The 22,470-nt window shown below is 36.3% G+C and carries 22 protein-coding genes, 1 tRNA gene and 2 pseudogenes; 17 read left to right on the forward strand and 8 right to left on the reverse strand.

The window, feature by feature from the left end; translation table 11 throughout:
• Window positions 1–33: 33 nt before the first annotated feature.
• The 6 genes from atpE (at window position 34) to AL022_RS04450 (ending at window position 4,555) form a co-directional block, all read left to right on the forward strand.
• Complete coding sequence (atpE, locus tag AL022_RS03205; RefSeq protein WP_014934844.1) at window positions 34–258, forward strand: ATP synthase F0 subunit C; 225 nt, start codon at window positions 34–36, stop codon at window positions 256–258.
• A 50-nt stretch (window positions 259–308) separates the two neighbouring features.
• Window positions 309–815 carry a F0F1 ATP synthase subunit B gene (atpF, locus tag AL022_RS03210; protein ID WP_014934845.1) on the forward strand — a complete coding sequence of 169 codons (507 nt, stop codon included), beginning with the start codon at window positions 309–311 and terminating at the stop codon, window positions 813–815.
• A 3-nt stretch (window positions 816–818) separates the two neighbouring features.
• On the forward strand, window positions 819–1,358 hold the full coding sequence (gene atpH, locus AL022_RS03215) for an ATP synthase F1 subunit delta (RefSeq protein ID WP_014934846.1): 540 nt from the start codon (window positions 819–821) through the stop codon (window positions 1,356–1,358).
• Window positions 1,359–1,434: 76 nt separating this feature from the next.
• Entirely contained in the window at window positions 1,435–3,021 is a 1,587-nt protein-coding gene (atpA, locus tag AL022_RS03220) for a F0F1 ATP synthase subunit alpha (protein ID WP_014934847.1), read from the forward strand.
• 60 nt (window positions 3,022–3,081) lie between these two features.
• Entirely contained in the window at window positions 3,082–3,990 is a 909-nt protein-coding gene (atpG, locus tag AL022_RS03225; RefSeq protein WP_014934848.1) for an ATP synthase F1 subunit gamma, read from the forward strand.
• A gap of 322 nt (window positions 3,991–4,312) precedes the next feature.
• Window positions 4,313–4,555: a hypothetical protein gene (locus AL022_RS04450; protein ID WP_014934849.1), complete on the forward strand. Its 243-nt coding sequence runs from the start codon at window positions 4,313–4,315 to the stop codon at window positions 4,553–4,555.
• Between the two features lie 729 nt (window positions 4,556–5,284).
• Here the strand turns inward: AL022_RS04450 and AL022_RS04605 are convergent.
• Together AL022_RS04605 and AL022_RS04325 are read right to left on the reverse strand one after the other, a co-directional pair.
• Entirely contained in the window at window positions 5,285–6,130 is an 846-nt protein-coding gene (locus AL022_RS04605) for a hypothetical protein (RefSeq protein WP_242388174.1), read from the reverse strand.
• Between the two features lie 140 nt (window positions 6,131–6,270).
• Window positions 6,271–6,546: a transposase gene (locus tag AL022_RS04325; RefSeq protein ID WP_014934851.1), complete on the reverse strand. Its 276-nt coding sequence runs from the start codon at window positions 6,544–6,546 to the stop codon at window positions 6,271–6,273.
• Here AL022_RS04325 and AL022_RS04455 point away from each other — a divergent pair.
• Window positions 6,531–6,725, forward strand: a pseudogene (locus AL022_RS04455) (transposase); the annotation flags it as partial. The gene AL022_RS04325 and the pseudogene AL022_RS04455 sit on opposite strands and share 16 nt — an antisense overlap.
• Here the strand turns inward: AL022_RS04455 and AL022_RS04610 are convergent.
• The 3 genes and pseudogenes from AL022_RS04610 to AL022_RS03245 all read right to left on the reverse strand — a co-directional run bounded on the left by AL022_RS04610 (window position 6,722) and on the right by AL022_RS03245 (window position 8,938).
• Window positions 6,722–7,756 carry an IS256 family transposase gene (locus tag AL022_RS04610; RefSeq protein ID WP_014934852.1) on the reverse strand — a complete coding sequence of 345 codons (1,035 nt, stop codon included), beginning with the start codon at window positions 7,754–7,756 and terminating at the stop codon, window positions 6,722–6,724. The pseudogene AL022_RS04455 and the gene AL022_RS04610 sit on opposite strands and share 4 nt — an antisense overlap.
• A 387-nt stretch (window positions 7,757–8,143) precedes the next feature.
• Window positions 8,144–8,379: pseudogene (locus AL022_RS04685) on the reverse strand (IS481 family transposase); the annotation flags it as partial.
• Window positions 8,380–8,434: 55 nt separating this feature from the next.
• Complete coding sequence (locus tag AL022_RS03245) at window positions 8,435–8,938, reverse strand: hypothetical protein (protein ID WP_014934853.1); 504 nt, start codon at window positions 8,936–8,938, stop codon at window positions 8,435–8,437.
• Between the two features lie 611 nt (window positions 8,939–9,549).
• Here AL022_RS03245 and rfbD point away from each other — a divergent pair.
• From rfbD to AL022_RS04690, 5 genes are all read left to right on the forward strand, one after another.
• Window positions 9,550–10,422, forward strand: coding sequence for a dTDP-4-dehydrorhamnose reductase (rfbD, locus tag AL022_RS03255; RefSeq protein WP_014934854.1), 873 nt, complete (start codon window positions 9,550–9,552; stop codon window positions 10,420–10,422).
• A 256-nt stretch (window positions 10,423–10,678) separates the two neighbouring features.
• Window positions 10,679–11,983, forward strand: coding sequence for a ribosome biogenesis GTPase Der (der, locus tag AL022_RS03260; protein ID WP_014934855.1), 1,305 nt, complete (start codon window positions 10,679–10,681; stop codon window positions 11,981–11,983).
• A gap of 148 nt (window positions 11,984–12,131) precedes the next feature.
• Window positions 12,132–13,028 (forward strand): MlaD family protein, encoded by an 897-nt coding sequence (locus tag AL022_RS03265; protein WP_014934856.1) that lies wholly within the window; start codon window positions 12,132–12,134, stop codon window positions 13,026–13,028.
• 92 nt (window positions 13,029–13,120) lie between these two features.
• Window positions 13,121–13,429: a phospholipase D-like domain-containing protein gene (locus AL022_RS04620; protein ID WP_014934857.1), complete on the forward strand. Its 309-nt coding sequence runs from the start codon at window positions 13,121–13,123 to the stop codon at window positions 13,427–13,429.
• Window positions 13,429–13,758, forward strand: a complete 330-nt coding sequence (locus AL022_RS04690) for a phospholipase D-like domain-containing protein (RefSeq protein ID WP_420888365.1) — start codon at window positions 13,429–13,431, stop codon at window positions 13,756–13,758. Before AL022_RS04620 ends, AL022_RS04690 begins: the two co-directional genes overlap by 1 nt.
• A 10-nt stretch (window positions 13,759–13,768) precedes the next feature.
• On the opposite strand, the gene AL022_RS03275 is transcribed toward AL022_RS04690, so the two are convergent.
• The 3 genes from AL022_RS03275 to AL022_RS03285 form a co-directional block, all read right to left on the reverse strand.
• Window positions 13,769–15,535, reverse strand: coding sequence for a hypothetical protein (locus AL022_RS03275; protein WP_014934859.1), 1,767 nt, complete (start codon window positions 15,533–15,535; stop codon window positions 13,769–13,771).
• Window positions 15,536–15,868: 333 nt separating this feature from the next.
• Window positions 15,869–15,955, reverse strand: a tRNA-Ser gene (locus AL022_RS03280).
• 180 nt (window positions 15,956–16,135) lie between these two features.
• Entirely contained in the window at window positions 16,136–16,747 is a 612-nt protein-coding gene (locus tag AL022_RS03285; RefSeq protein WP_014934861.1) for a DUF502 domain-containing protein, read from the reverse strand.
• 586 nt (window positions 16,748–17,333) lie between these two features.
• Between AL022_RS03285 and AL022_RS03290 the strand changes: the two genes are divergently transcribed.
• The 5 genes from AL022_RS03290 to hslU all read left to right on the forward strand — a co-directional run bounded on the left by AL022_RS03290 (window position 17,334) and on the right by hslU (window position 22,410).
• A complete protein-coding gene (locus AL022_RS03290) occupies window positions 17,334–17,993 on the forward strand; it encodes a metal-dependent transcriptional regulator (protein ID WP_014934862.1) in 660 nt (219 codons plus the stop codon).
• Window positions 17,994–18,056: 63 nt separating this feature from the next.
• Complete coding sequence (locus AL022_RS03295) at window positions 18,057–18,944, forward strand: metal ABC transporter solute-binding protein, Zn/Mn family (RefSeq protein WP_242388177.1); 888 nt, start codon at window positions 18,057–18,059, stop codon at window positions 18,942–18,944.
• 247 nt (window positions 18,945–19,191) lie between these two features.
• Window positions 19,192–20,091 carry a metal ABC transporter solute-binding protein, Zn/Mn family gene (locus AL022_RS03300; RefSeq protein WP_041546312.1) on the forward strand — a complete coding sequence of 300 codons (900 nt, stop codon included), beginning with the start codon at window positions 19,192–19,194 and terminating at the stop codon, window positions 20,089–20,091.
• 2 nt (window positions 20,092–20,093) lie between these two features.
• Complete coding sequence (locus tag AL022_RS03305; RefSeq protein ID WP_014934865.1) at window positions 20,094–20,855, forward strand: metal ABC transporter ATP-binding protein; 762 nt, start codon at window positions 20,094–20,096, stop codon at window positions 20,853–20,855.
• Between the two features lie 184 nt (window positions 20,856–21,039).
• Window positions 21,040–22,410 (forward strand): ATP-dependent protease ATPase subunit HslU, encoded by a 1,371-nt coding sequence (hslU, locus tag AL022_RS03310; RefSeq protein WP_014934866.1) that lies wholly within the window; start codon window positions 21,040–21,042, stop codon window positions 22,408–22,410.
• The last annotated feature ends 60 nt before the right edge of the window (window positions 22,411–22,470 follow it).

The following is a 22,470-nucleotide window of genomic DNA, read 5'->3' on the forward strand; positions in this document are numbered from 1 at the left end:
TCCTCTTTATTTAACAATTAAACAAATTTTTTTATGTTGGTTCTATTAGATCTATTTAGTGCGGGAATTGGTGCAGGTATTATTGCCTTAGGCGCAGGCATTGGGATTGGTAAAATTGGAGCCGCTGCGATGGAAGCTATAAGCAGACAGCCAGAGATGAGCGGAAAGATTCAAACTGCCATGATTATTGCTTGTGCACTTATTGAAGGAGTTGCCCTATTTGGCGTACTAATTTGTCTTTTGATTGCTAACAAATAGTATGGGTTTAGTCAACTTGGCTAGTCTATTTTCTTACAACTATAGCTTTTATGACTTTAATAACGCCAGATTTTGGTATTATATTTTGGCAAACCATAACTTTTTTAGTCGTCCTTTTGGTATTATCTAAATTTGCCTGGAGGCCTATTTTAGAAATCCTAAAAGCACGAGAAGATGCAGTAGCCCATGCGGTATATAAAATCACTGAGGCAAAAGTATTAATCAAGCAACTAGAGGAGGACCGAGCCAAACTTATAGAAGAAGCCCATCTAGAACGTGCACGTATTGTTGGTGAAGCGCTGGTTACCCAACGGGCCATTATTGATCAAGCACATCAAGAAGCTTTAGTCCTAAAAGAACGTTTATTGGCAGAAGCTAAAGTAGCCATAACTAGAGAAGAAGAACGTGCCCTTGAAACAGTTAAAGCCAATGTTGGCTCACTAGTTGTTCAAATTACTGAAAAATTATTGGTCAAAGAATTAAGTCAAGATTCATCCCAATGGGCGCTAATAGAACGACTCATGGCAAATAAACTGCCTCATGCATACAAACCCTGATCTATGTTAAAAAAAAAGAAGATAGCAGCACGATATGCTAGCCTGTTTTTAGCCCAAGCCATTCAAGATAACATACTAACAAGTATACATAATGACCTTTCTTTTTTGCAAAACCAGTTTAGGGACTGTCCTCTACTAGATAGATTACTGAATAATCCTACTATACCCCGTTCTGGAAAACGAAAACTACTTGAAAAAATTTCTACACAGCCCCTTAGCCCTATGCTATGGAGGTTTCTTAAAATCATCATTGATCAAAATCAAATTGGTTTACTAAAGGAAATTTTAACTGCTTTTTGGGTAGCCTATCGTAGCTATATGGGCATTCAATCTGCCCTTTTAACAACTGCCACGGCTTTACCAGAAGCTTTGATCAAGCAATTAACAGAAGAGGTAAAAAAATGGGTGTCCTGTAAAGAAGTAGTAATGAAACAACAAATTGATCCCTGTATTATTGGAGGATACATTCTTCAAATGGGCACATTAAAATTAGACAGAAGCATACAGCACGCGCTACACACCCTACAAAACTGTTTGGGATAGCGTTAGTAATAGATAGAGAAGCCTAGTTAAATGCAACCATACGCTATGGAGCAGACAAAATTATATAATTGAACCAATGGCGCAAATAAATACAGATGCGGTTACTGCAATACTCAAAGCACAACTAGCCAATTTTAAAACAGAAGCTGAACTAGCAGAAACAGGTATAGTCGTTCAATCTGGTGATGGCGTAGTCCGCATCTACGGTCTTTTACATGCACAAGCAGGAGAGTTACTATCTTTTTCCAATGGATCAAAAGGATTAGCGTTAAACTTAGAAGAGCATATGGTAGGTGCCGTTATTTTAGGAGAGGCTAATTCCATCAAAGAGGGAGATGTAGTAACGCGAACCAAAAATGTCGCCTCCATTCGAGTAGGCGAAGGATTACTAGGTCGTGTGGTGGATACCCTTGGCTTACCGATAGATGGCAAAGGTCCTATTATTGGGGAAACTTTTGAAATGGCGCTAGAACGGAACGGTCCTGGTGTAATCTACCGTCAACCAGTAGATGCACCCCTCCAAACAGGACTAAAAGCCATTGATGCAATGATTCCAATTGGCAAAGGACAACGAGAGCTTATTATTGGAGATAGGCAATCTGGTAAAACCTCTATTGCCCTAGACACCATTATCCATCAACGTAAATTATTTGAGCAAGGGAAGCCTATTTATTGTATTTATGTAGCCATTGGTCAAAAAGCATCGGCTATAGCCAACGTAGTAGACATTTTAACCCGCCATGGTGCAATGGCCTATACCACGATCGTAGCAGCCCCTTCTTCTGCTTCCGCGCCCATGCAATCTTTTGCCCCCTTTGCAGGCGCAGCTATTGGTGAATTTTTTAGAGATACAGGCAGAGATGCACTGGTTATCTATGATGACCTTTCCAAACAGGCTGTTGCGTACAGAGAATTATCCTTACTATTAAGAAGGCCACCTGGCCGGGAAGCTTTTCCTGGTGATATTTTTTACCTACATGCCCGTTTACTAGAACGAGCAGCACGCATTATTGCCAACGATGCAATGGCTGCTTCTATGGAAGCGATTCCTTATGGCTTAGTTGGAAAAGTCAAAGGTGGCGGATCGCTTACCGCGTTGCCGATTATAGAGACCCAAATGGGTGACGTATCGGCTTATATTCCTACCAACGTTATTTCGATTACGGACGGGCAAATATTTTTAGAAATGAATTTATTCAACGCAGGCATCAAACCTGCCATTAACGTTGGCATTTCTGTATCCCGCATTGGCGGTGCTGCACAAATCAGGGCGATTAAAAAAGTGGCTGCTACCTTAAAATTGGACCAAGCACAATTTGCTGAGTTAGAAGCTTTTTCAAAATTTAGTGCTGATTTAGATGCCACTACCAAAAAAGCTATCGACAGAGGTCGTAAAAACCAAGAATTGCTTAAGCAAAATTTGCATACGCCTATGCCGATAGAAGAGCAAGTTGCCATTCTATATATAGCTATGAATGGGTACTTGGATACCGTTCCACTGGATCAGCTTAAACCATTTGAAAAAGAATTTTTAGCCCTATTGCGCGGCCAACACCCTACTATGCTTACCACTATTACAGCAGGAAAGTGGGAAACGCAAATGGCCGAAGTACTAGTAGCAGCAGCAGCGCCTCTTGTAACAAAATATAGTGCTAAAAAATAAAGAAAGAGGCGATGGCAGTACGCTTCGAGATTACAATAACAGTAAAGCAATCTGATTACTATGGCACATCTTAAAGAAGTAGTAGACCGCATCAATCTGATAGCCTTTACCCAACAAATCACCAAAGCCATGAAAATGGTATCTGCTTCGAAATTGCATAAGATCCAGCAGGTGCTATTTCCTTTAAAAACATATGCCACCCAACATAATGCATTGTTGCATGCTGCACTTCAAAATATAGATGAATCCCATCCAGTCCACCATTTAAGCCAAAAAAAGATAGAACAGCGGCTCTTATTGGTAGTGGTTGCCTCCAATCGAGGATTGTGTGGTGCATTTAATAAAAATGTACTCAGAGGCGCATATGAACATATTACAAGACGCCAACAAGCGTCATCTATCCCTGTAGAAGTGTTGACAATTGGTAAAAAAGCCCATCAGTTTTTTAAAAAGTCCAATATACCTATTATAGAAGCGTATGTTGATCTTTTATCAAAACCGAATGATCAATCCAGTGCTGAGCTGACTACCTATTGTATAGAAGCCTTTCAGCAAAACAGCTATAGTGAAATTGCATTGGTTTATACTGCTTTTAAAAATTCTGGCAAACAAGAAGTAACTGTGTTGCCTTTTTTACCTTTTTTACCTTTTTTACCTTTTTTGCCTGATATAGAAGCAACATATAAGCAAACCACCCGCCAACCACACCAGTATATCTACGAACCTTCCCAAGCGCTATTGATTGCACAGCTTATCCCCGAAGTACTCAACCATAAAATCATGCATATGCTGATTGAATCCAGTGCCAGTGAACATGCAGCAAGAATGGTTACGATGAGCCAAGCAACCGACAATGCAAACGACCTTTTAAAAGCACTTCGTATCAGCTACAATAGAACAAGGCAAGCATTGATCACAAGCGCACTAGCAGAAATCACAAGTGGTGCAGAAGCATTGGCAGAAGCTTAAAAAAAGTGATAAACTACTTTTGACCAAAAAGATGATAGCTTTTCTAGTTCATCAAAAAACAGGTGAAATTTTTTAGTTGATTGCTGTATCCCATAACTACAACTTCTAGCTACACCAAACAGATACACCACTTCCGCTATTTAAAATAAATAAAGCTAAGCATTTGGAATATATTAGAAATATACTTAGTATTGCTTTGGTAGGAAGATTAGTTGTAATCAGTTATAAAGTATAAAACTTAAAGCTTTATGTTTTTAACATTTTTTTATTATGCAGCTATATTTTCAAGTTAAGAAATAATCATCCAAGCATACACAGACTGATGAAAAATAACATAAAAAAATTCGTATACGGCTCCATAGTAGCGCTAAGCGCATATAGCTGTTTTGACAAACCGACCCCTCCAAATAACACTAACCATTCAGGTAATAAAAAATTGAAAGAAGGTGGATCGAAAAATCTAGATGCTTCAACAAAAATTGGCACAGCAACAAATGGAGCAGCAGCAACAAACGGAACAGTAACAGCAACAGAAAACGGAACAGAAACAAGACGATCTAAATAAACAAACAAAGAAATCAGGAAAGGAGGCATCTTAAATGAGAAAAATGCATCAAAGATAGTATAGTAGTAGAACTGACAGATAAAACTAGAAAAGTAAACGAACTACTAGATAAAGCTTTAACAAATAACACTATATAAGCTTATTGTTTTTTCCATTTCTTACTCTTTGGTGATTATAGTAAAAACCATCCCTAAAAGTTATCGGGAATTGAATTACCGATAACTTTTTAATTAGCAAATACAATATAGATATATTGTTTTATTATAAAATGCTGCAGATTATATAAGTATACCTTAAGAAGGGTGAGGGTATTGAATATTTTTTTATGATATTCCTAAAACTCACTAAATAAACACAAAATTTTAGCAAAAAAACTATAAATAAGTTAAAAAACTTACTAGTTTTCCAAAGTTAAGTGGAATTTTACCTGCTCTGCTATATCACCATAGCTACAACTTATAGCTACATAAACAGATAAAAATTTTTATCAATGTATCTATTTTGATAAAATTAAAAATATATTTAATTTTATTTAAACTTTTCTAAAAATAAAGAAATAAGTTTGAAGTATTTATACATTTATACTTAAAATAATACTTTAAGCTAAGTACAACAACGACTAAACATAGATTAAAACAATGAAAAACAACATAAAAACTTTCCTATATGGCTCTATGCTATCTTTAACTACATCTAGCTGTTTCGATAACGCGACCTCTCCAAATAGGGTTAAGGATTCAGGTAATGCCAAATCTCAAGGAAGCACCTTGCAGCAAAGCGCAAATGCTTCAAAAGGAATAAAAGAACTAGAACTAGAACTAGACGGAGCACCAGGACCGCAAGGAGCACCAGGACCGCAAGGAGAGAAAGGGCCACAAGGAGAACAAGGGCCACAAGGAGAGAAAGGACCGCAAGGAGAGAAAGGGCCACAAGGAGAACAAGGGCCACAAGGAGAGAAAGGGCCACAAGGAGAACAAGGGCCACAAGGAGAGAAAGGGCCACAAGGAGAACAAGGGCCACAAGGAGAGAAAGGGCCACAAGGAGAACAAGGGCCACAAGGAGAACAAGGGCCACAAGGAGAGAAAGGGCCACAAGGAGAACAAGGGCCACAAGGAGAGAAAGGGCCACAAGGAGAACAAGGGCCACAAGGAGAGAAAGGGCCACAAGGAGAACAAGGGCCACAAGGAGAACAAGGGCCACAAGGAGAGAAAGGGCCACAAGGAGAACAAGGGCCACAAGGAGAGAAAGGGCCACAAGGAGAGAAAGGGCCACAAGGAGAACAAGGGCCACAAGGAGAACAAGGGCCACAAGGAGAGAAAGGGCCACAAGGAGAGAAAGGGCCACAAGGAGAGAAAGGGCCACAAGGAGAGAAAGGGCCACAAGGAGAACAAGGGCCACAAGGAGAACAAGGGCCACAAGGAGAACAAGGGCCACAAGGAACCCAGGGCTACAAGGAGAGAAAGGGCCAGATAGACCGCAAGGACCACCAGGAGAACAAGGAGAAACAGGAAGCACCGATAGTAAAAACAACACCAACAACCGAAGCACAAATAGAAACAGAAGATAAAGTAACAAGCCCAACAGATATAGACAGCAAGCTCAATGGAAGTAACAGACAACAAAGAGGAAGAGGAAGAGGAAAAAGCTAACAATAAAAAGAAGAAGAATAAAAATCGGCTCTGTCCATTTAAGTGTGTAAAATATTTTTATGTGTTTTAAATTCTATGTTCGAATTTAATTAAAAAATGTGCTATAGCCTCACTCCAATTATGCATAGGCATGGTCCACTTTCTGGTTATGTAGTTAATAGTTAGATACAAGGTTTTAAAAACAGCTAAATCGTTAGGAAACACTCTTTTATTTTTAGTAACTCTACGGAATTGACTATTTACAGATTCAACAATATTTGTTGTNTAAATAACCNTACGTATTGCATTAGGGTATTGTAAAAATAGCATCAGATTATTCCAATTGGCATACNATAGAATCACTTAATAGTGCGATTAGAAAATCGATCAATAACCGTAAATTTTTTCCTAATGACCAATCTGCATTAAAAGTGGTATATTTAGCTATACAAAAAGCATCACAAAAGTGGACTATGGCTCTACATGATTGGAGAGCCGCTATCAATCGATTCGCTATAGAATTTGAAGGAAGATTTTCTTAAAAAATGGCACTTACACAAAATCGCTTACAGGCTCTCAGATTATTCCAATTGGCATACCAAGCCTTGGCTATTTGTGGGTACTGTTTATCCCATTTGTTGGCAAAAGTTTCTAATGCTATTAGTGCTTCTTCTTCATTTACTGATGTATAAATTGGCTTTAAATCAGCAGATAATGCTTTCCTATCTTTATAGGATACATACTTCAAGCTATTCCTAATTTGGTGAACGATACAGAGTTGGTGGTCTGTTTTAGGATATACAGCACNGATTGCCTCAGACATACCTGATAAATTATCTGTACAAGCAATCAGCATATCCTGCATACCACGATTTTTGAGCTCTGTCAAATTACCTAACCAAAACTTAGATCCTTCATTTTCACTCATCCATAGTCCTAAAACATCTTTTATCCCTAATCGATCTATACCTAACGCAACATAGACTGACTTATTCATGATGCGTTTGTCTTGTCTAACCTTAACTACAAAACAATCAAAAAAAACAATTGGATAGACTGTTTCTAATGGACGATTTTGCCATATCTTAACATCTTCAATAATAGAATCTGTGATCTTACTTATCAGGCTTTCACTAACTTCTGCTCCATATAATTCTTGTATTTGAAGTTGAATATCTGATAGGCTCATCCCTTTAGCATATAAAGATAAGATCTTATCATCTAAACCAGGGATTCTTCTTTGACGCTTAGGTAATAAAACAGGTTCAAAAGCCGATGATCTATCTCGGGGGACATCAACCGATATAACACCATTATCAGTTATAACTTGCTTACTAGATAAACCATTACGAGCATTTTCTGAATCACTACGACTATATTTGGTATAACCTAAATGGCTATCCATTTCTGATTNTAACGCTTTTTCTACAAGACGTTTGCTTAATTGTTTNAGTAAACCGCCTTGATCAAACAGAGTCGATAGGTCTACACCTGAGTCTATAAGGACTTCTATCGCCTTGCTTATTCCGTCTTTACATATATCTTTTTTTTTATCTATTTTAAGTGTTATCATTTAGGTAAATATAAACCCTAAAAAATATTTACACACTTATAAAGACAGACTCAAGATGGCACAAGATGGTCTTTTTTTAACTGAATCACAGCTATAAGCCTTAGAAAAACGTAAAAACGAACAAGAAGCATGCGGAGAAATAGATACCGAACAGGCTCTGTCGCGTCTGTGTAAAAAATTTGTTTCTGGAAGGATATGATATGTGCGTGTATTTTCTATTTAACATAATAGATATTATATAACTAGAAGTCTAAGTATCGATGATCTTTTCTGGTTCTGTCGCATCTGTGGTGACATTTAATCTTACAATTGTTAAATTGTGTTGATATAAATACGGCCTATTATTATTGTAGAAGTCAAGATTTGATCTTACAGACAGTAAAAGAATTATAGTATATAGTTGTGGTTTAAGTTTAGCGTGTCAGATGTTCCTTTAATATATGCGATTTGATTATTTTTTTCAAGTACTAATTTTTTACTATCCTCCCAAGTTTGTATAGGTGTTTTACCATAATAATATTTTCCAGAATGTGGTCGCTCATATCAAAAGCATGATGTTCTATTTTGCCTTTATACTCACCACGATCTGTTCGTATACGTAAGATAGATATGCTTTGAGCTTGACAATTTTAACAATTGTAAGATTAAATCTTGACTTCTACACTTGAAGATGTATTTTTAGGTTTTGTTATTTTTTTGTCTTCTTAAGAGATTTTTAAACCACACCTTTTTTTCTTGTTTCTTACTGCTATTTCTTTGAGTTATATTATCTGGGTTGCATACATCGTCATTCGTTGGTTCAGAACCAGCTTCTCTATTATTTGAATCTCTATATTGCTTATCTTCTTCTGTTTTAAATGCATGTTCTTCTTTCCAAGATTGATCTTTTTGAGTAGTTTTTATGTTTTTTGTTTCTTGTACACTTGGTGGAACAACTTTAACTTCCTTTATGACTTGATCTTTCTTGTCTTCTTTCTCTTTCTCTTTCTCTTGTCTATCTGGTTGTGCCTCAGTAGTTGCGAGGTCAGTTAAAGGAATTGCATCCGCAGCAGCTGCCATTTTGCTGGGAGCAATGGTAGAGGCGTCCCGTTTAAGGTTTCCGTTTTTAGAACCAGTACATTTTTCTGCTGTTAAGACAGGTAAAAATAATAAAATAATTAGTTTGCTTGTAGATGTGGACATAATAATGTAAATTTGATTCGGTGAAATAAAATTTTAAATACAATGGAATATGCCCTCGGCATGTCTCCATAATTAGTTTGGTATAGTGTGTTGTATACAGCATATTTTTTTGTTACGAGTAAAAAACAATAAATTAAAAATAGCTTATTAAGTACATGCACTTCCATATATGCCAATAGATAATTCATCTACTGGAATCCGCTATAGATATACACTTAAGAATCTTATCTACTTAAGCCACTTATATAGATATAAATTACGGATTAGCTTTTTTATTCGCATCGAAACAGTGGTTTGGATTATACATTGAGGTTATTTTTTTGTTTTTTTTATATATCTTAAGCTCTTTATCATGAAANCAATATCCGCCAAAAAGCAGGTGAAAGCGGTTATTTTGCTGGTTAAAAGGACTTCCTCGCTTTCCATTGGTTTATAGTTTATACTTAATGGTAATAAAAAATATATATTTTCCCAATTTTTTTGAAGGCAATAATCGTGCTTGTCTGTCTTTTTACACTTTGCTTTAAAGTCAATGTTCATGTAAGGGAGGGAAAACAGTACTGGCTCTTTTACCACATTGTTTACTTGTATAGTCCATCTTATCACAGGCTATGTCTGTTGTTTTAGTTACTGGTTCAGAAGGTCAGTTGGGCGTTGCTTTACAGGCTACTTTTAAAGCGGGTCCTTTGTTTGCGCCGCTTTTTTGCAGCAAATTCATGCTGGATATTACAGATGCTGGCCAAATAGAGGCTTGTATCAAAGCCCATGCCGTTCGATACATTATAAATTGTGCGGCTTATACAAATGTGCAATGGGCAGAACAAGAAGCAGCAACCTGTTTTAAGGTAAATAGCCTAGCTGCGGGCTACTTGGCGGCATTGGCAGCAAAATACGGTATTGTGCTCTTCCATATTTCAACAGACTATGTATTTGGCCTTACAAAAGGACGGCCATTCAACCCCAATGATCCCACCGATCCACTGAATCAATATGGTCAATCCAAACTAGTTGGAGAACAAATGGTGGCAGCACGGGCTACCCATTTTTATATCATTCGAACAGCATGGTTATATGGTGAAAAGGGGCGTAATTTTTTTACCAAGATGGTGGCATTGGCCCAGAAAGGGGATGTTATACAGATGGTCGATGACCAAATAGGAAGTCCTACCTATGTCTATGACCTGGCCACAGCCATTTGGGAGGTAGTTGAAAAAATAGCAAAAAATAATCTAACCGACTACCCCTCTGGAATCTATCACTATACCAATGAAGGCGTAGCCAGCTGGTATGATTTTGCGTATGCTATTGCTGCTGCTTTACCCAACCGTTGTGCCGTAATCCCCCGATCATCTGCTGCAGTAGGACTTAAAAGGCCTTACTATAGTGTATTAAACAAATCTTCTTTCCGAAGCGTATTTCAAATAAAGATTCCCCATTGGCAAGATAGCTTGGCCCTTTGTGTAAAAAGATGGCAACCCCAATAATGGATTGGTTCCATTTCCCATCCAGTGCTACCCTTTAATAAGTAAACTATAGCTATTTTTTCCCTTATAAGTAAGTTGCTTTTGGGTAGGATTTATACTAAATTTAAAGCTTTATTTTAATGATTGCTCGTACGTATACCCCCTTTACGATTGTGCTGTATCTGGTACATTATATTAAGGTGATCAGGTGATCACCAGAGGTATTGCGCTGTCGAGACATCACGGCCGCTTCAAATTTTTAATTTTACTTTAATCTATGGCAAATGTAGTGGCCATTGTAGGCAGATCTAATGTAGGTAAATCTACTTTTTTTAATAGATTAATCGAAGAAAGACGAGCCATTATGGACGGTTCTGTCCATACTACGCGTGACCGACACTATGGTTATGCACAGTGGAGCAATAGATTTTTTACTGTTATTGATACGGGGGGATATATATCTGGTACCGATCATACTTTTTCCCATGGTATTCGTGAACAAATTCAACTTGCATTAGATGAAGCCAATTTGGTACTCTTTATGGTAGATTGTATAGAAGGACCAACCGATCTAGATAAAGAATTTGCCCATGTATTGCGGAAAATCAATAAGCCTGTTTTTTTAGTAGCCAATAAATCAGAAGGTGTCATGGCTGAAATGGCTGCATCTAGTTTCTATGCTTTAGGGCTTGGTCCACCATTTCCTATAGCAGCGATAAATGGTTCTGGAACAGGTGATTTATTAGATGCCTTATTGCCCCACTTAAAAGAGCTACCCATTGCCCCATCAGATAAGCTCCCTAGGTTTACCATTTTAGGCCGCCCAAATGTAGGTAAATCTTCTTTTTTAAATGTATTATTAGATGAAAAAAGGAGTATGGTCAGTCCTGTCTCTGGTACTACCAGAGATGCAATAGATACCCCATATAACCGCTATAATAAAAAGTTCATCCTTACCGATACAGCAGGGATACGGAAAAAACCAAAGGTACGTGATGCCATCGAATTTTATTCCGTGTTGCGTGCGGTAAAAGCTATGCAAAACGCAGATGTTTGTTTGATCATCATAGATGCGCAATATGGCATAGAAGCACAGGATATTTCACTTATTTCACTAGCACACCGGTATAAAAAAGGTATGGTTTTAGTAGTAAATAAATGGGATTTGATCGATAAAGAGGCTACAACCGCTGATAGCTATAGAAAACATCTATTGCACAAACTAGCTCCTTTAGACTATTTGCCCATTTTATTTGTTTCAACTGTAAAAAGACAACGGGTCTATCAAACCATTGAGAAAGGGCTTGCCGTTTATCAAAATAAAGTAAAAAAAATTTCTACTTCTGAGTTAAACAAAGTTATCTTACCTATTATTGAAAAAAACCATCCGCCTGCTGTAAAAGGGAAGCACATCCAAATTAAGTATTGCACGCAAGTTAGTGGAAATGCCCCTATATTTGCTTTTTTTTGCAACCACCCAACCTATATTCAGCCTAATTATAAAAGCTATTTAGTCAATCAACTCAGGTCCCATTTTAACTTTGAGGGTGTGCCTGTTCAAGTGGTATTTAAGAAAAAGTAATCTTTTGCTATATATTTACTGTAGCCATTGGCTATTAAAGCCGTTGGTTGGCTGCAAATCATTGAGTTATTTTGTAAATTGTTTTACTATAAAATATTTTTTTACTGTATTTTGTTTCCTCTTACCCAAACATACAAAAGATACCAATATGAAAATAAATAAGAACTATACGATAGGCTTATTAGTGCTATCTTCTTTGGGCATTTTGTATTATGGTTTTTCATTTCTAAAAGGTTATAATATATTTTCTAAATATAATCATTACCAAGTTTCTTATCCTGTAAATAAGAACTTATGCGTTTCGGCGCCTGTCAAACTAAAAGGTCATGTAGTAGGCATGGTCACAAAAGTAGAAATTCAGCCTAAACAGAATTATAGCACACTAGTTACCATTCAAATAGACAAACAATTTCCTTTGACCCATACCAGTAAAGTTATGTTGAATAATGCCGGTATGATGGAATGTAATGCCTTAGAAATTGAGCTTCAAAAAGGACGTCCTATCGGTAGACAAGACATTATCATTGGACAGATCCATCCAGATTTTAATGATATTGATCTTAAGGCAATGACGGCACAGATAGCAACGGTTACCCAAAATCTGATCAAAACGACCGAAGGGGTCAATGCCATCCTAGTAAATTTTGAAAAAACAAGTGCGATCTTAAACAGCACTATGCATCAGCTTGAATCTAACATAAGTGCTATTGCAAAAAATATAGTTGCTATTTCTTCACCATTGGCAGATCCTGAAAAAGGTATACCGGCTATGTTTTCCACTATACATAGCCTAGTTATGGAAGTGCAATCTATTCCGTTTAAGGATATGTCTTTTAGAGTGAACCATATCTTACAAGATTTAGAAAAATTCATACAGAAGACCACTACTGGTCATGGCAGCTTGGGGCTGCTTATAAACGATCCAGCGCTTTATTATAAGTTTAATCATAGTGTAGAAAACTTGGATGCATTACTTTTTGACCTAAGAAAACGGCCTTCGCGTTATGTACACTTTTCTTTATTTGGTTTAAAAAAGCATAGATAAAAAGTATACTAGACTGGGTTACTAAGGCAAATTTTTATCCATTTTATTTCCTTCTTTGTTCTATTTACTAGCTATCTGATTTAGAACCATTTATGAAACAATCTACCATTCGAAAGTTGCTACGTATCCCCAATGTTTGGGTTAAGTTTTTAGGAACTGCGCTCATTGCTTTTAGTAGTTTATTGGTTAATTATACCGCTTGTAATACCTCCAATCGGTCTGATGACGACCTAGCGATACAAGTGTGGTTTACACCGCAAGATCCTTGCATGGATCTTATTGTAGCCAAGATCCTATCTGCCAAAGCATTAATTCTTGTGCAGGCCTATGTGATCACCTCTGGAAAGATTGCAAATGCACTGATACAAGCGCATCAAAATGGGGTAATGTTCGGTTATTAATAGATAAAGATGCACAAACTACAAAGGGGAGTAAAGTTAACAGCTTATTACAACATGGTATTCCTATTATAATTGATAAAATAGTTGGTTATGCACATAATAAAGTAATAATTATTGATGATACTTATGTTATCACAGGTTCTTTTAATTGGACAAATAGTGCGCAAGCTAGAAATGCAGAGAACTTAGTCATCATAGCAGGACAAGCCATCAATAAAAAATTTAAAGCTAATTGGTATATAAGGGCAGCAAATGGAAAACGATTAAGATCTATCTATACCCTATTCATCCCTAAGATAAAGGAAGCTTGCTCCTATTCATCCATTTGAAATCTTATTTTTAGTTGACGGAGACGCATACAAATTTATCTTTTTCAAATCGTAACACTGGAATATGCTGATTGGCATGATGCTTTCCATAGGATACACCCTGAAAAATAACGCCACTGTAGTGCATATTTTCCCATTTTTTTTGAAAATAAGTACCATAGTCGCCTAACATCCGACCAAAAAATAGCATCATTTCATAGCCAATGTAGCTTTTTTCATTGGGTTTTGTTGCATTTTTCTCAAAAAAATTTTTCCGAAATATGCTTAACGCAGGCCTATTATAGTCGATATAGTTTGGAGATAAGAATAAAATAGGCAACCTTTGTAGCTGGTAAATATTTAATATCTCTTTTTTTATCCACTGTTCATGGCCTATAATTTGTGGCTTAATACCAAGTTTTAAGCAAAGACTTATTACGCTAGAAACGACCAACTCATCTTGAGAGGGTACATAAATATGGGTTAGGTTGGTTAAATCTAAATGCGTTTGTTCTGTATTTTCAAGATTTTTTTCTTCTTCTTGGTTGGTATTTTCTTGCAAAAAATTTTTAATGGTTGTATCAGAAAGTTGTACAAATAGATCTATTGACTTACCTAGCTGCTCCTCAATCCTATGTTTATATAAAGTAGCTTGTAATATATCCTTCTGTTCCATACCATAAAATACCCCTATACAAGGTTCTGCTGTTGCTTTACCGTATATATCACTTAGTGTAAGCGCTGCTGCTCTTTGTGCACAAGTTTCTAAATCGGGCTGAAAAAGAAAAGCGAATGGGTTACTGTGGGTTATCGTAGAATTATCAGAGATAGGATTTATAAGGTTAATTTTGTGTTTTTTAGCAAATGCAGCAACCAACGGAATGGTATCGGGATAGAGTGGACCTATGATGAGATCCATATAGACCATAGCTTCTTGCGCCAGCAATGCTTTGGTAACTTCTACGCTTCTTTTCGTATCAAACGTAAAAAGATTAATCACAATACCATCTTGAGCAAGTCTTTCTATGGCCAACTGTATACCTTGGTATAGCTCAATAACAAATTGGTCTGTACATGCTTCATAGTCCAACTCGTTGACAAACAAAGGAAGTAAAACCGCTACATCATAAGCTGTTTTATGCTTAGACTTTACGTGTTTCAAGGGATCGTATGTATAGTCTGCAACATTATATTTCTGTTTTAACTGATTTATTAATGAAAAGTCTTGCGTAAGATAGGCCTCTCGTGCAACTTTTTTATGTAAAATAGTTTTAATAATAGCGTCATTTGGAAATTTTTCAATCAGCTCTTGTAGATATCCATGATCCTCTATTCTTTTTAAGAAAATTTTTTTTAGTTGCAGAACCGATCCAGCCATATGCTTATCTTTAATCAAGGCAAGCCCACCCAAAGCCTCTTCAACACGTCCCTCTTCAAAGCTACATTGCGCACACCAATAGTGGATTTCATTTTGCTTGTTCCAATCTGGAAATTTTGCTTGTATATCCAAAAACGTCTGATGAGCGATTGCTTTTTCTCCATTGTGATAGGCAGCTAATCCATAGTAAAAATGGATATAAGGAGAAAGAGAAGGAGGATGTTGTATTGTTCTCAGTTTATCAAATAATGATTTTGCCTCAGCATAAGCTTCTATCTTGTAAACTTTTTTGGCTGCTTCGTATTGGGCCAATAGAAGTTTTGCATGGCGATCTGGCATGCCTAGGTTAGGTCTGGCCACAGCAGTATGTTCTAAAGGGTATATAAGAAAGAATAAGATCAGACGTAGGTAAATGTTCATAGTGGTATACTTTAAATTATATTATAGGTAGGTCCAACTATTTTGTACATACAAGCCTATGCTAAGCAGCCATTGGCACTGACTAAATAGCTAGTTCTGTCGCATCTATATTTGACTTTATATAGTGCTTTCCTTTGTCGTCTTAAATTTTGGATATTATGCAACCGCTGGATTAACGAAATGATCGAAAAACGAACAAAAACAATCTAATATTTTCTGTAACATTGGGAAATTATAATCTTGTAACGTTACAATACAAAAATAGCATGCTACTGCTTTGTATTTATATTTGTATTGCTTTGTCTTTAATATTAATAACATTAATATAATATGAGGAGGGTGAGGGATTCGAACCCTCGGTACTTTTAACAGTACCACGGTTTTCAAGACCGTTGCATTAAACCACTCTGCCAACCCTCCGAACCCATATAGTATGGTACATTATGCTATATCAAGACCAATTTTTAGACATAAAATATAGATATATAACCTTTACAGATTGCACTATACCGTACCGTTGGAGACAATATTACAAAATAAAATGGAGCTTGTAAAAGTTTGTTTGAAAATAGCTTATTTCGCTTTATAGATCGTCTACTGCTATGCTGTTGCATCTAAATCTGGCGTATTTGCTTTGGTGCCTGTATTTTTTAGTGGTGTGAGTCCTCCAGAAAAATTGAATTTCATTACTTCAGAGCCAGGTAGGTCCAAAGGCCTAACCAATTCCGGAGGAACGATAACAAGCACGCCAGCTAAATCATAAGCATTTGGTAGGTAAACCGCTATATGGCTAGGCATAGAAAGCACGTCCAAAGCATCTTTTGTAATAAACCCTATTCTATAGACTTGGGTGGTTTTATTTAGTAAAATAATAACCGGTTTATTAAACTTTCCTTTGCTGCTTACAAAAGCTGAAGTAAAATCTTTTAGGTAAGAATAAAGCGCACGAATAAATGGAACCTTTTTGATCAGTGCTTCTGTAAAGCCAAATACTGACTTAACGAAAAGGGTAGTACCTATATATCCTAACAGGGTTATAGAAGCCACTACAATGCACATGCCCAAACCTGGGATACCCAGGCTAACAAATCCATCTATTTTCCGCAACACTACTGAAATTAAATAGAGTGTTCCACCTAATGGAATGATCAATAGTAACCCTCTAAAAAAGTAGCGCATCAGCCTATTAATAAGCGGTTGCTCAATGCTCATGGTGTCAATATTTGTAAATAATAAAAGCAGTTTAATCCTCAACTATACCAGCCTCAATTTAAATAAAAAAGATGATATAAAATAATGGTTGGTGCGCTCATAACGCTAAACTATATATTAAAGTAAAGCATTTAAAATTATATATATATAACTGATAATGATTTAATATAATTTTTCAACAATATTTTATTCGGCTAAATATCCAAATATATGCTTTGCTATCCTAGTTATAGCCATGTATTTTTTGAAGTTTATGTTTAATAAATATATATTTTATTTTGATTATAAAATATATTTATATTTATTCTGAATAATATTTATTTACATTGTATGCTTCTTTTAGACTATTCATTCGATCGTTTTGTTGATGGTTTATTCAATAGACTGATGAAACTATTTTTATTTTAATCTCTTTACAAGATTTGATTTAGTACATTGGCTATACCATTATGTATAAATACATTTTATTAATTTTATAATTGATTGTCAATTTTATAAAATACTATAATCCAACATTCATGTTTCATTTAGATTAATTTTTAGGTTTGTCTAAAAAATTATTTAAATTTGTCTAAATATAAGATATATGAAACGTACACATGCAGAAGAAAACTACTTAAAAGCCATTTACATGCTTTCAGAGGGGAAAGAAAGGTTGGTTGCAACTACTGCCATGGCGGAATTTTTACATACCCGTGCTGCCTCTATTACCGATATGATGCAAAAACTACATCATAAAGGCTTAGTGGTCTACCGCAAATACCAAGGCGTAACCTTGACAGAAACAGGAAAACAATCGGCTATAAAAATTTTGCGCAAACATTTACTTTGGGAAGTTTTCTTAGTAGAAAAATTAAAATTTGGATGGAATGAAATACATGAAGTAGCAGAGCAACTAGAACATATTGATTCTGATATACTCATAGATCGATTGGACCATTTTCTAGGCAGCCCATATTGTAATCCCCATGGTATAGTCATTCCAAATGCGGATGGAAAGATTGTAACCAAGCCTAGACTATTAATGACAGATGTAGCTGAAGGCACAAGTGGTATAGTAAGTGCCATTAAAGATGATTCCGTTGCCTTTTTACAATACCTCGGTAAAAGAAATATCTATTTAGGCGCTAAAATGACAGTTATTGAAAAAATTAAATTTGATGAATCAATGGATATAACTATTGATAACCAACATAAAATTAATATATCTCGTAAAATAACAGATAATATTTTAATCACTTTATAGTATTGTAATAAGATGGCTATTTGTATAAAACATCTCTACTTGAATAGATATAAGATTTTTTATTTGTTTTTTTGTTTAAGCCTATTTTCCTGTACCAATCATACAGACGAACCATTTACCATTTTAACCACCACAGGTATGCTGGGAGATGCGGTTAAAAACATTGTTAAAGACGACGCACGTGTAATAAGCTTAATGGGGCCTGGTATAGACCCTCATACCTATCAAACTACTCAGAAGGATGTACAACAGCTTAAGCATGCCCATATAATATTTTATAATGGTCTTGACTTAGAGGGGAAAATGTCTAATTTATTAAAACGAATGGCCCAACAAAGGCAAGTTTATGCCGTTGGTGACGCGCTCGATAAAACACAGCTACTATACGATGGTATGATTGGTGTAGATCCTCATATCTGGTTTGACGTAAGTATATGGCAAAAAGTGGTTGGTTTTATCAGTCAAAAACTCCAAGCAGCAAGACCTGAGTCAGCAGCCTATTATCAAGACAATACAATAGCCTATTTAGAGACTTTAGAGGCATTACATCAATCGGTTATGCGGGAAATTCAATCTATTCCAAAGCAACAACGGGTATTGATTACCGCACATGATGCTTTTGGTTACTTTGGAAAGGTTTATGATATAGAAGTAGTTGGCTTACAGGGAATTTCTACTGCATCCGAGTGTGGATTAAAAGACATTAAACGTATTGTATCGCTGATTATAAAGCGCAATATTAAAGCAATTTTTTTTGAAACTTCTGTTTCAGACAAGTCGATGCGAGCTGTATTAGAAGGTTGTGCCCATTATGGACATAAGGTAGCAATAGGAGGGTACCTCTATTCAGATGCACTTGGTGCACCTAGTACTGTAGAAGGAAGCTATTGTGGAATGATCCGTGCCAATACCATAACAATTGTTAATGCACTTAAAAAAGGTACGCTCTAAAGAGAACATAAAGTAGAGAACATAAAGTCAAAATAAATTACTTCTACAAATAGTAAAATTATAGGGAAAAAGTTAGCTTTGCATTGTCTCTCCTGTAAAATTACAAGAGGTGCAAAGTAGTATTGGGTCGGCTTATCTAAGCAGTACGAAAGATTTAGTAATCTATAACGATCATGGTTCAATCAATAAAGTCTTAAATATACTATTCTCTATGCTGCCCAATCTTACTAAGTCCATATCATCCAATATGTATGGCACTGTTTGTCTATTTTTTTCTTTGATTTTATCCTCTTGCGGCACTACTTCAGATGAACCATTTGTTATTTTAACCACTACAGGTATATTGGAAGATGCCGTTAAAAATATTGTAAAAGACGATGCTCAGGTAGTTAGCCTAATGGGCCCTGGTATAGATCCTCATATCTATCAAACTACTCAAAAAGATATTCAACAGCTTAGACATGCTCATATAATTTTTTATCATGGTCTTGATTTAGAAGGTAAAATGACTGACTTATTGCAAAAAATGGCCAAAGAGAAAAAAACGTATGCGGTTAGTGATGCCCTTATGCCAAAGCAGCTCTTATATGAGGATATGTGTGCTGTTGGTATAGATCCTCATATCTGGTTTGATGTAAAGTTATGGCAACAGGTAGTTGGTTTTATTAGCCAAAAGTTACAAGAAGCAAGACCTGAATCAGCGGCTTACTATCAAAAAAATACATTGGCTTATATCGAAACATTGGAGGCATTACATCAAGCCATAACTGTCCAAATGCAGTCTATTCCCTTTAAGCAACGAGTATTAATCACTGCACATGATGCTTTTGGTTATTTTGGTAAGGCTTATAATATAGAAGTAGTTGGCTTACAAGGAATTTCTACTATATCTGAGTGTGGCTTAAAAGATATTAAGCGTATTATAGCCCTTATTATAGCACGGAATGTTAAAGCGGTTTTTTTTGAAACTTCTGTTTCAGATAGATCGATACGAGCTGTATTAGAAGGTTGTTCCCATTATGGATACAAAGTAGAGATAGGAGGATGCCTTTACTCCGATGCACTTGGTGCGCCTGATACTTTAGCATCCACCTATTGTGGCATGATTAGCGCCAATACTACCACGATTGTAAATGCACTGAAATAAGGATGATACAAACAGATAAGCATATTGTACAGATAAAAGATCTATCTGTTTCTTACCCAAATAGCAAAGTTGTATTGGAAAAAGTTAGTTTTGATTTACCATCACGTAAAATCATTGGAATAATAGGTCCCAATGGGGCAGGTAAATCTACCCTATTAAAGGTTATTATGGGGCTTATTCCTTATCAACAGGGTGAAATAAAGTTGTTGGGATCATTTATCCATAAGGTAAGAAGACGGATCAGTTATGTCCCTCAAAAAGAATCAGTAGATTGGGACTTTCCTGCGTCTGTATTTGATATTGCGCTTTTGGGCAGGTATAATAGATTGCATTTTTTTGAGCGGCCTAATAAAAAAGATAAAACAATAGCTATGCAGTGCTTAGAAGAATTAGGTATCGCACATCTTGCCAAACAACAAATTGGCGAACTATCTGGAGGACAACAACAAAGGGTGTTTTTAGCTAGGGCTTTGGCCCAAGATGCAGCGTTATATTTTATGGATGAACCTTTTACAGGTATAGATATTACTACAGAAAAAATTGTTATTGGACTCTTAAAAAACATGGTGGAAGCAGGTAAAACCATTGTAGTCGTACACCATGATTTAGGGTCAGTAGATACTTATTTTGATTGGCTGGTCTTGCTCAACCATCAACTTATAGCTGCCGGTGATACAAAGAAGGTCTTTACAGCTGATTTTCTTGAAACAACTTATCATAGTAGATTGCCTTGCTTGAGGGACCCTTCCAATAAATGCTGGTAGTATTTCCACCGTTCAGGTTGCATAGATAGGGATAGAACCGTTATATTAATATAAATATTAGTAAGTTTATTGTATGTTCACGGTTGCATCCGCATAAGCTGCGCTTAATAGTTTTTTATGTAAGACAAATAAAATATATTGCCATCAAGCAATTTGTATAGACCCAACCAAATTATAAATAACTATGTCAACTGATCAGCAGGCCCTTACACCTCTAGAAATTGTACAAAAACTCGATAAATATATTATCGGCCAAGTAGAAGCCAAACGCAATGTGGCTGTTGCTTTGCGGAATAGATGGCGCAGAATGGAGGTTACGGGCATTTTAAAGGAAGATATTGTCCCAAATAATATCTTAATGATTGGACCGACTGGGGTAGGCAAAACAGAAATAGCTAGGCGATTGGCTAAAATTGCAAAAGTTCCTTTTGTAAAAGTAGAGGCCTCCAAATTTACAGAAGTAGGCTATGTTGGACGTGATGTAGAGAGTATGGTAAGGGACTTAGTGGAACGTGCTGTAGCGATGGTAAAGTCAGAAAAAATTGAAACAGTCCAGCATAAAGCAGTTGAACAAGTAGAAGAAATTATTTTAGATATATTACTTCCTCCGTTTCAATCAAAAACAAACGAAGAGACCTGTTTAGATAGTACACAAAGCAGCTATACTACGCGGGAACGATTTCGTGAAAAATTAAGAAGTGGTCAACTGGATCAACAGCAAATAGAAATTAAAATAACTAAGGCCGTTCCAGCTGGTAATGTCAATAGTCTAGGGTCAGGTCCTTCCATGGAAGAAGGATTGGTAATGAACTTTCAGGATATGCTGAGCAGTTTTTTACCCAAACAAACTAAAAAAATAAAAGTTAGTATTGCAGAGGCACGCACCTTACTATTGACAGAAGAAACAGCCAAGCTTATTGATATGAATGCCGTTAAGGAAGAAGCCTTAGCAAGAGCTAGCCATTCCGGTATTATTTTTATAGATGAAATAGATAAAATTGCCCACACTGGTCAAGGCAATGGTCCAGGTGTAAGTCGGGAAGGTGTTCAGCGCGATCTTTTACCCATTGTAGAAGGCAGTACAGTACAGACCAAACATGGTCCCATTCAGACAGATCATATTCTTTTTATTGGAGCAGGTGCTTTTCATATGGCCAAACCATCTGACCTCATTCCAGAGTTACAAGGTCGCTTTCCGATTCGTGTAACTTTAGAAAATCTTTCACAAAAGGATTTTTATAAGATTCTAGATGAACCTAAAAGTGCATTACCCATCCAGTATCAAGCATTGTTAGCTGTAGAAAACGTTAGGCTAGATTTTAGTCCAGAAGCCAAACAAGAAATTGCCGCCACTGCCTATCTCCTCAATGAAGAGATAGAAAATATTGGTGCGAGGCGGTTGCAAACTGTGATGAGTCATCTATTAACGCCTATTCTATTTGATGTTCCAGATACGATTAGGCCCAATACCGCCATTACCATCACCAAAACAATGGTCCAAGAATCGCTGGCTGACTTACTAAAACAGAAAGACCTTAGTGCGTACATTTTATAACGTATGCTACTTGCAAGCCACTTTTTTGTAGCCTCTATTGCCCAACATAGACCATCTATT

The organism is Cardinium endosymbiont cEper1 of Encarsia pergandiella, assembly GCF_000304455.1.
Classification (GTDB): domain Bacteria; phylum Bacteroidota; class Bacteroidia; order Cytophagales; family Amoebophilaceae; genus Cardinium.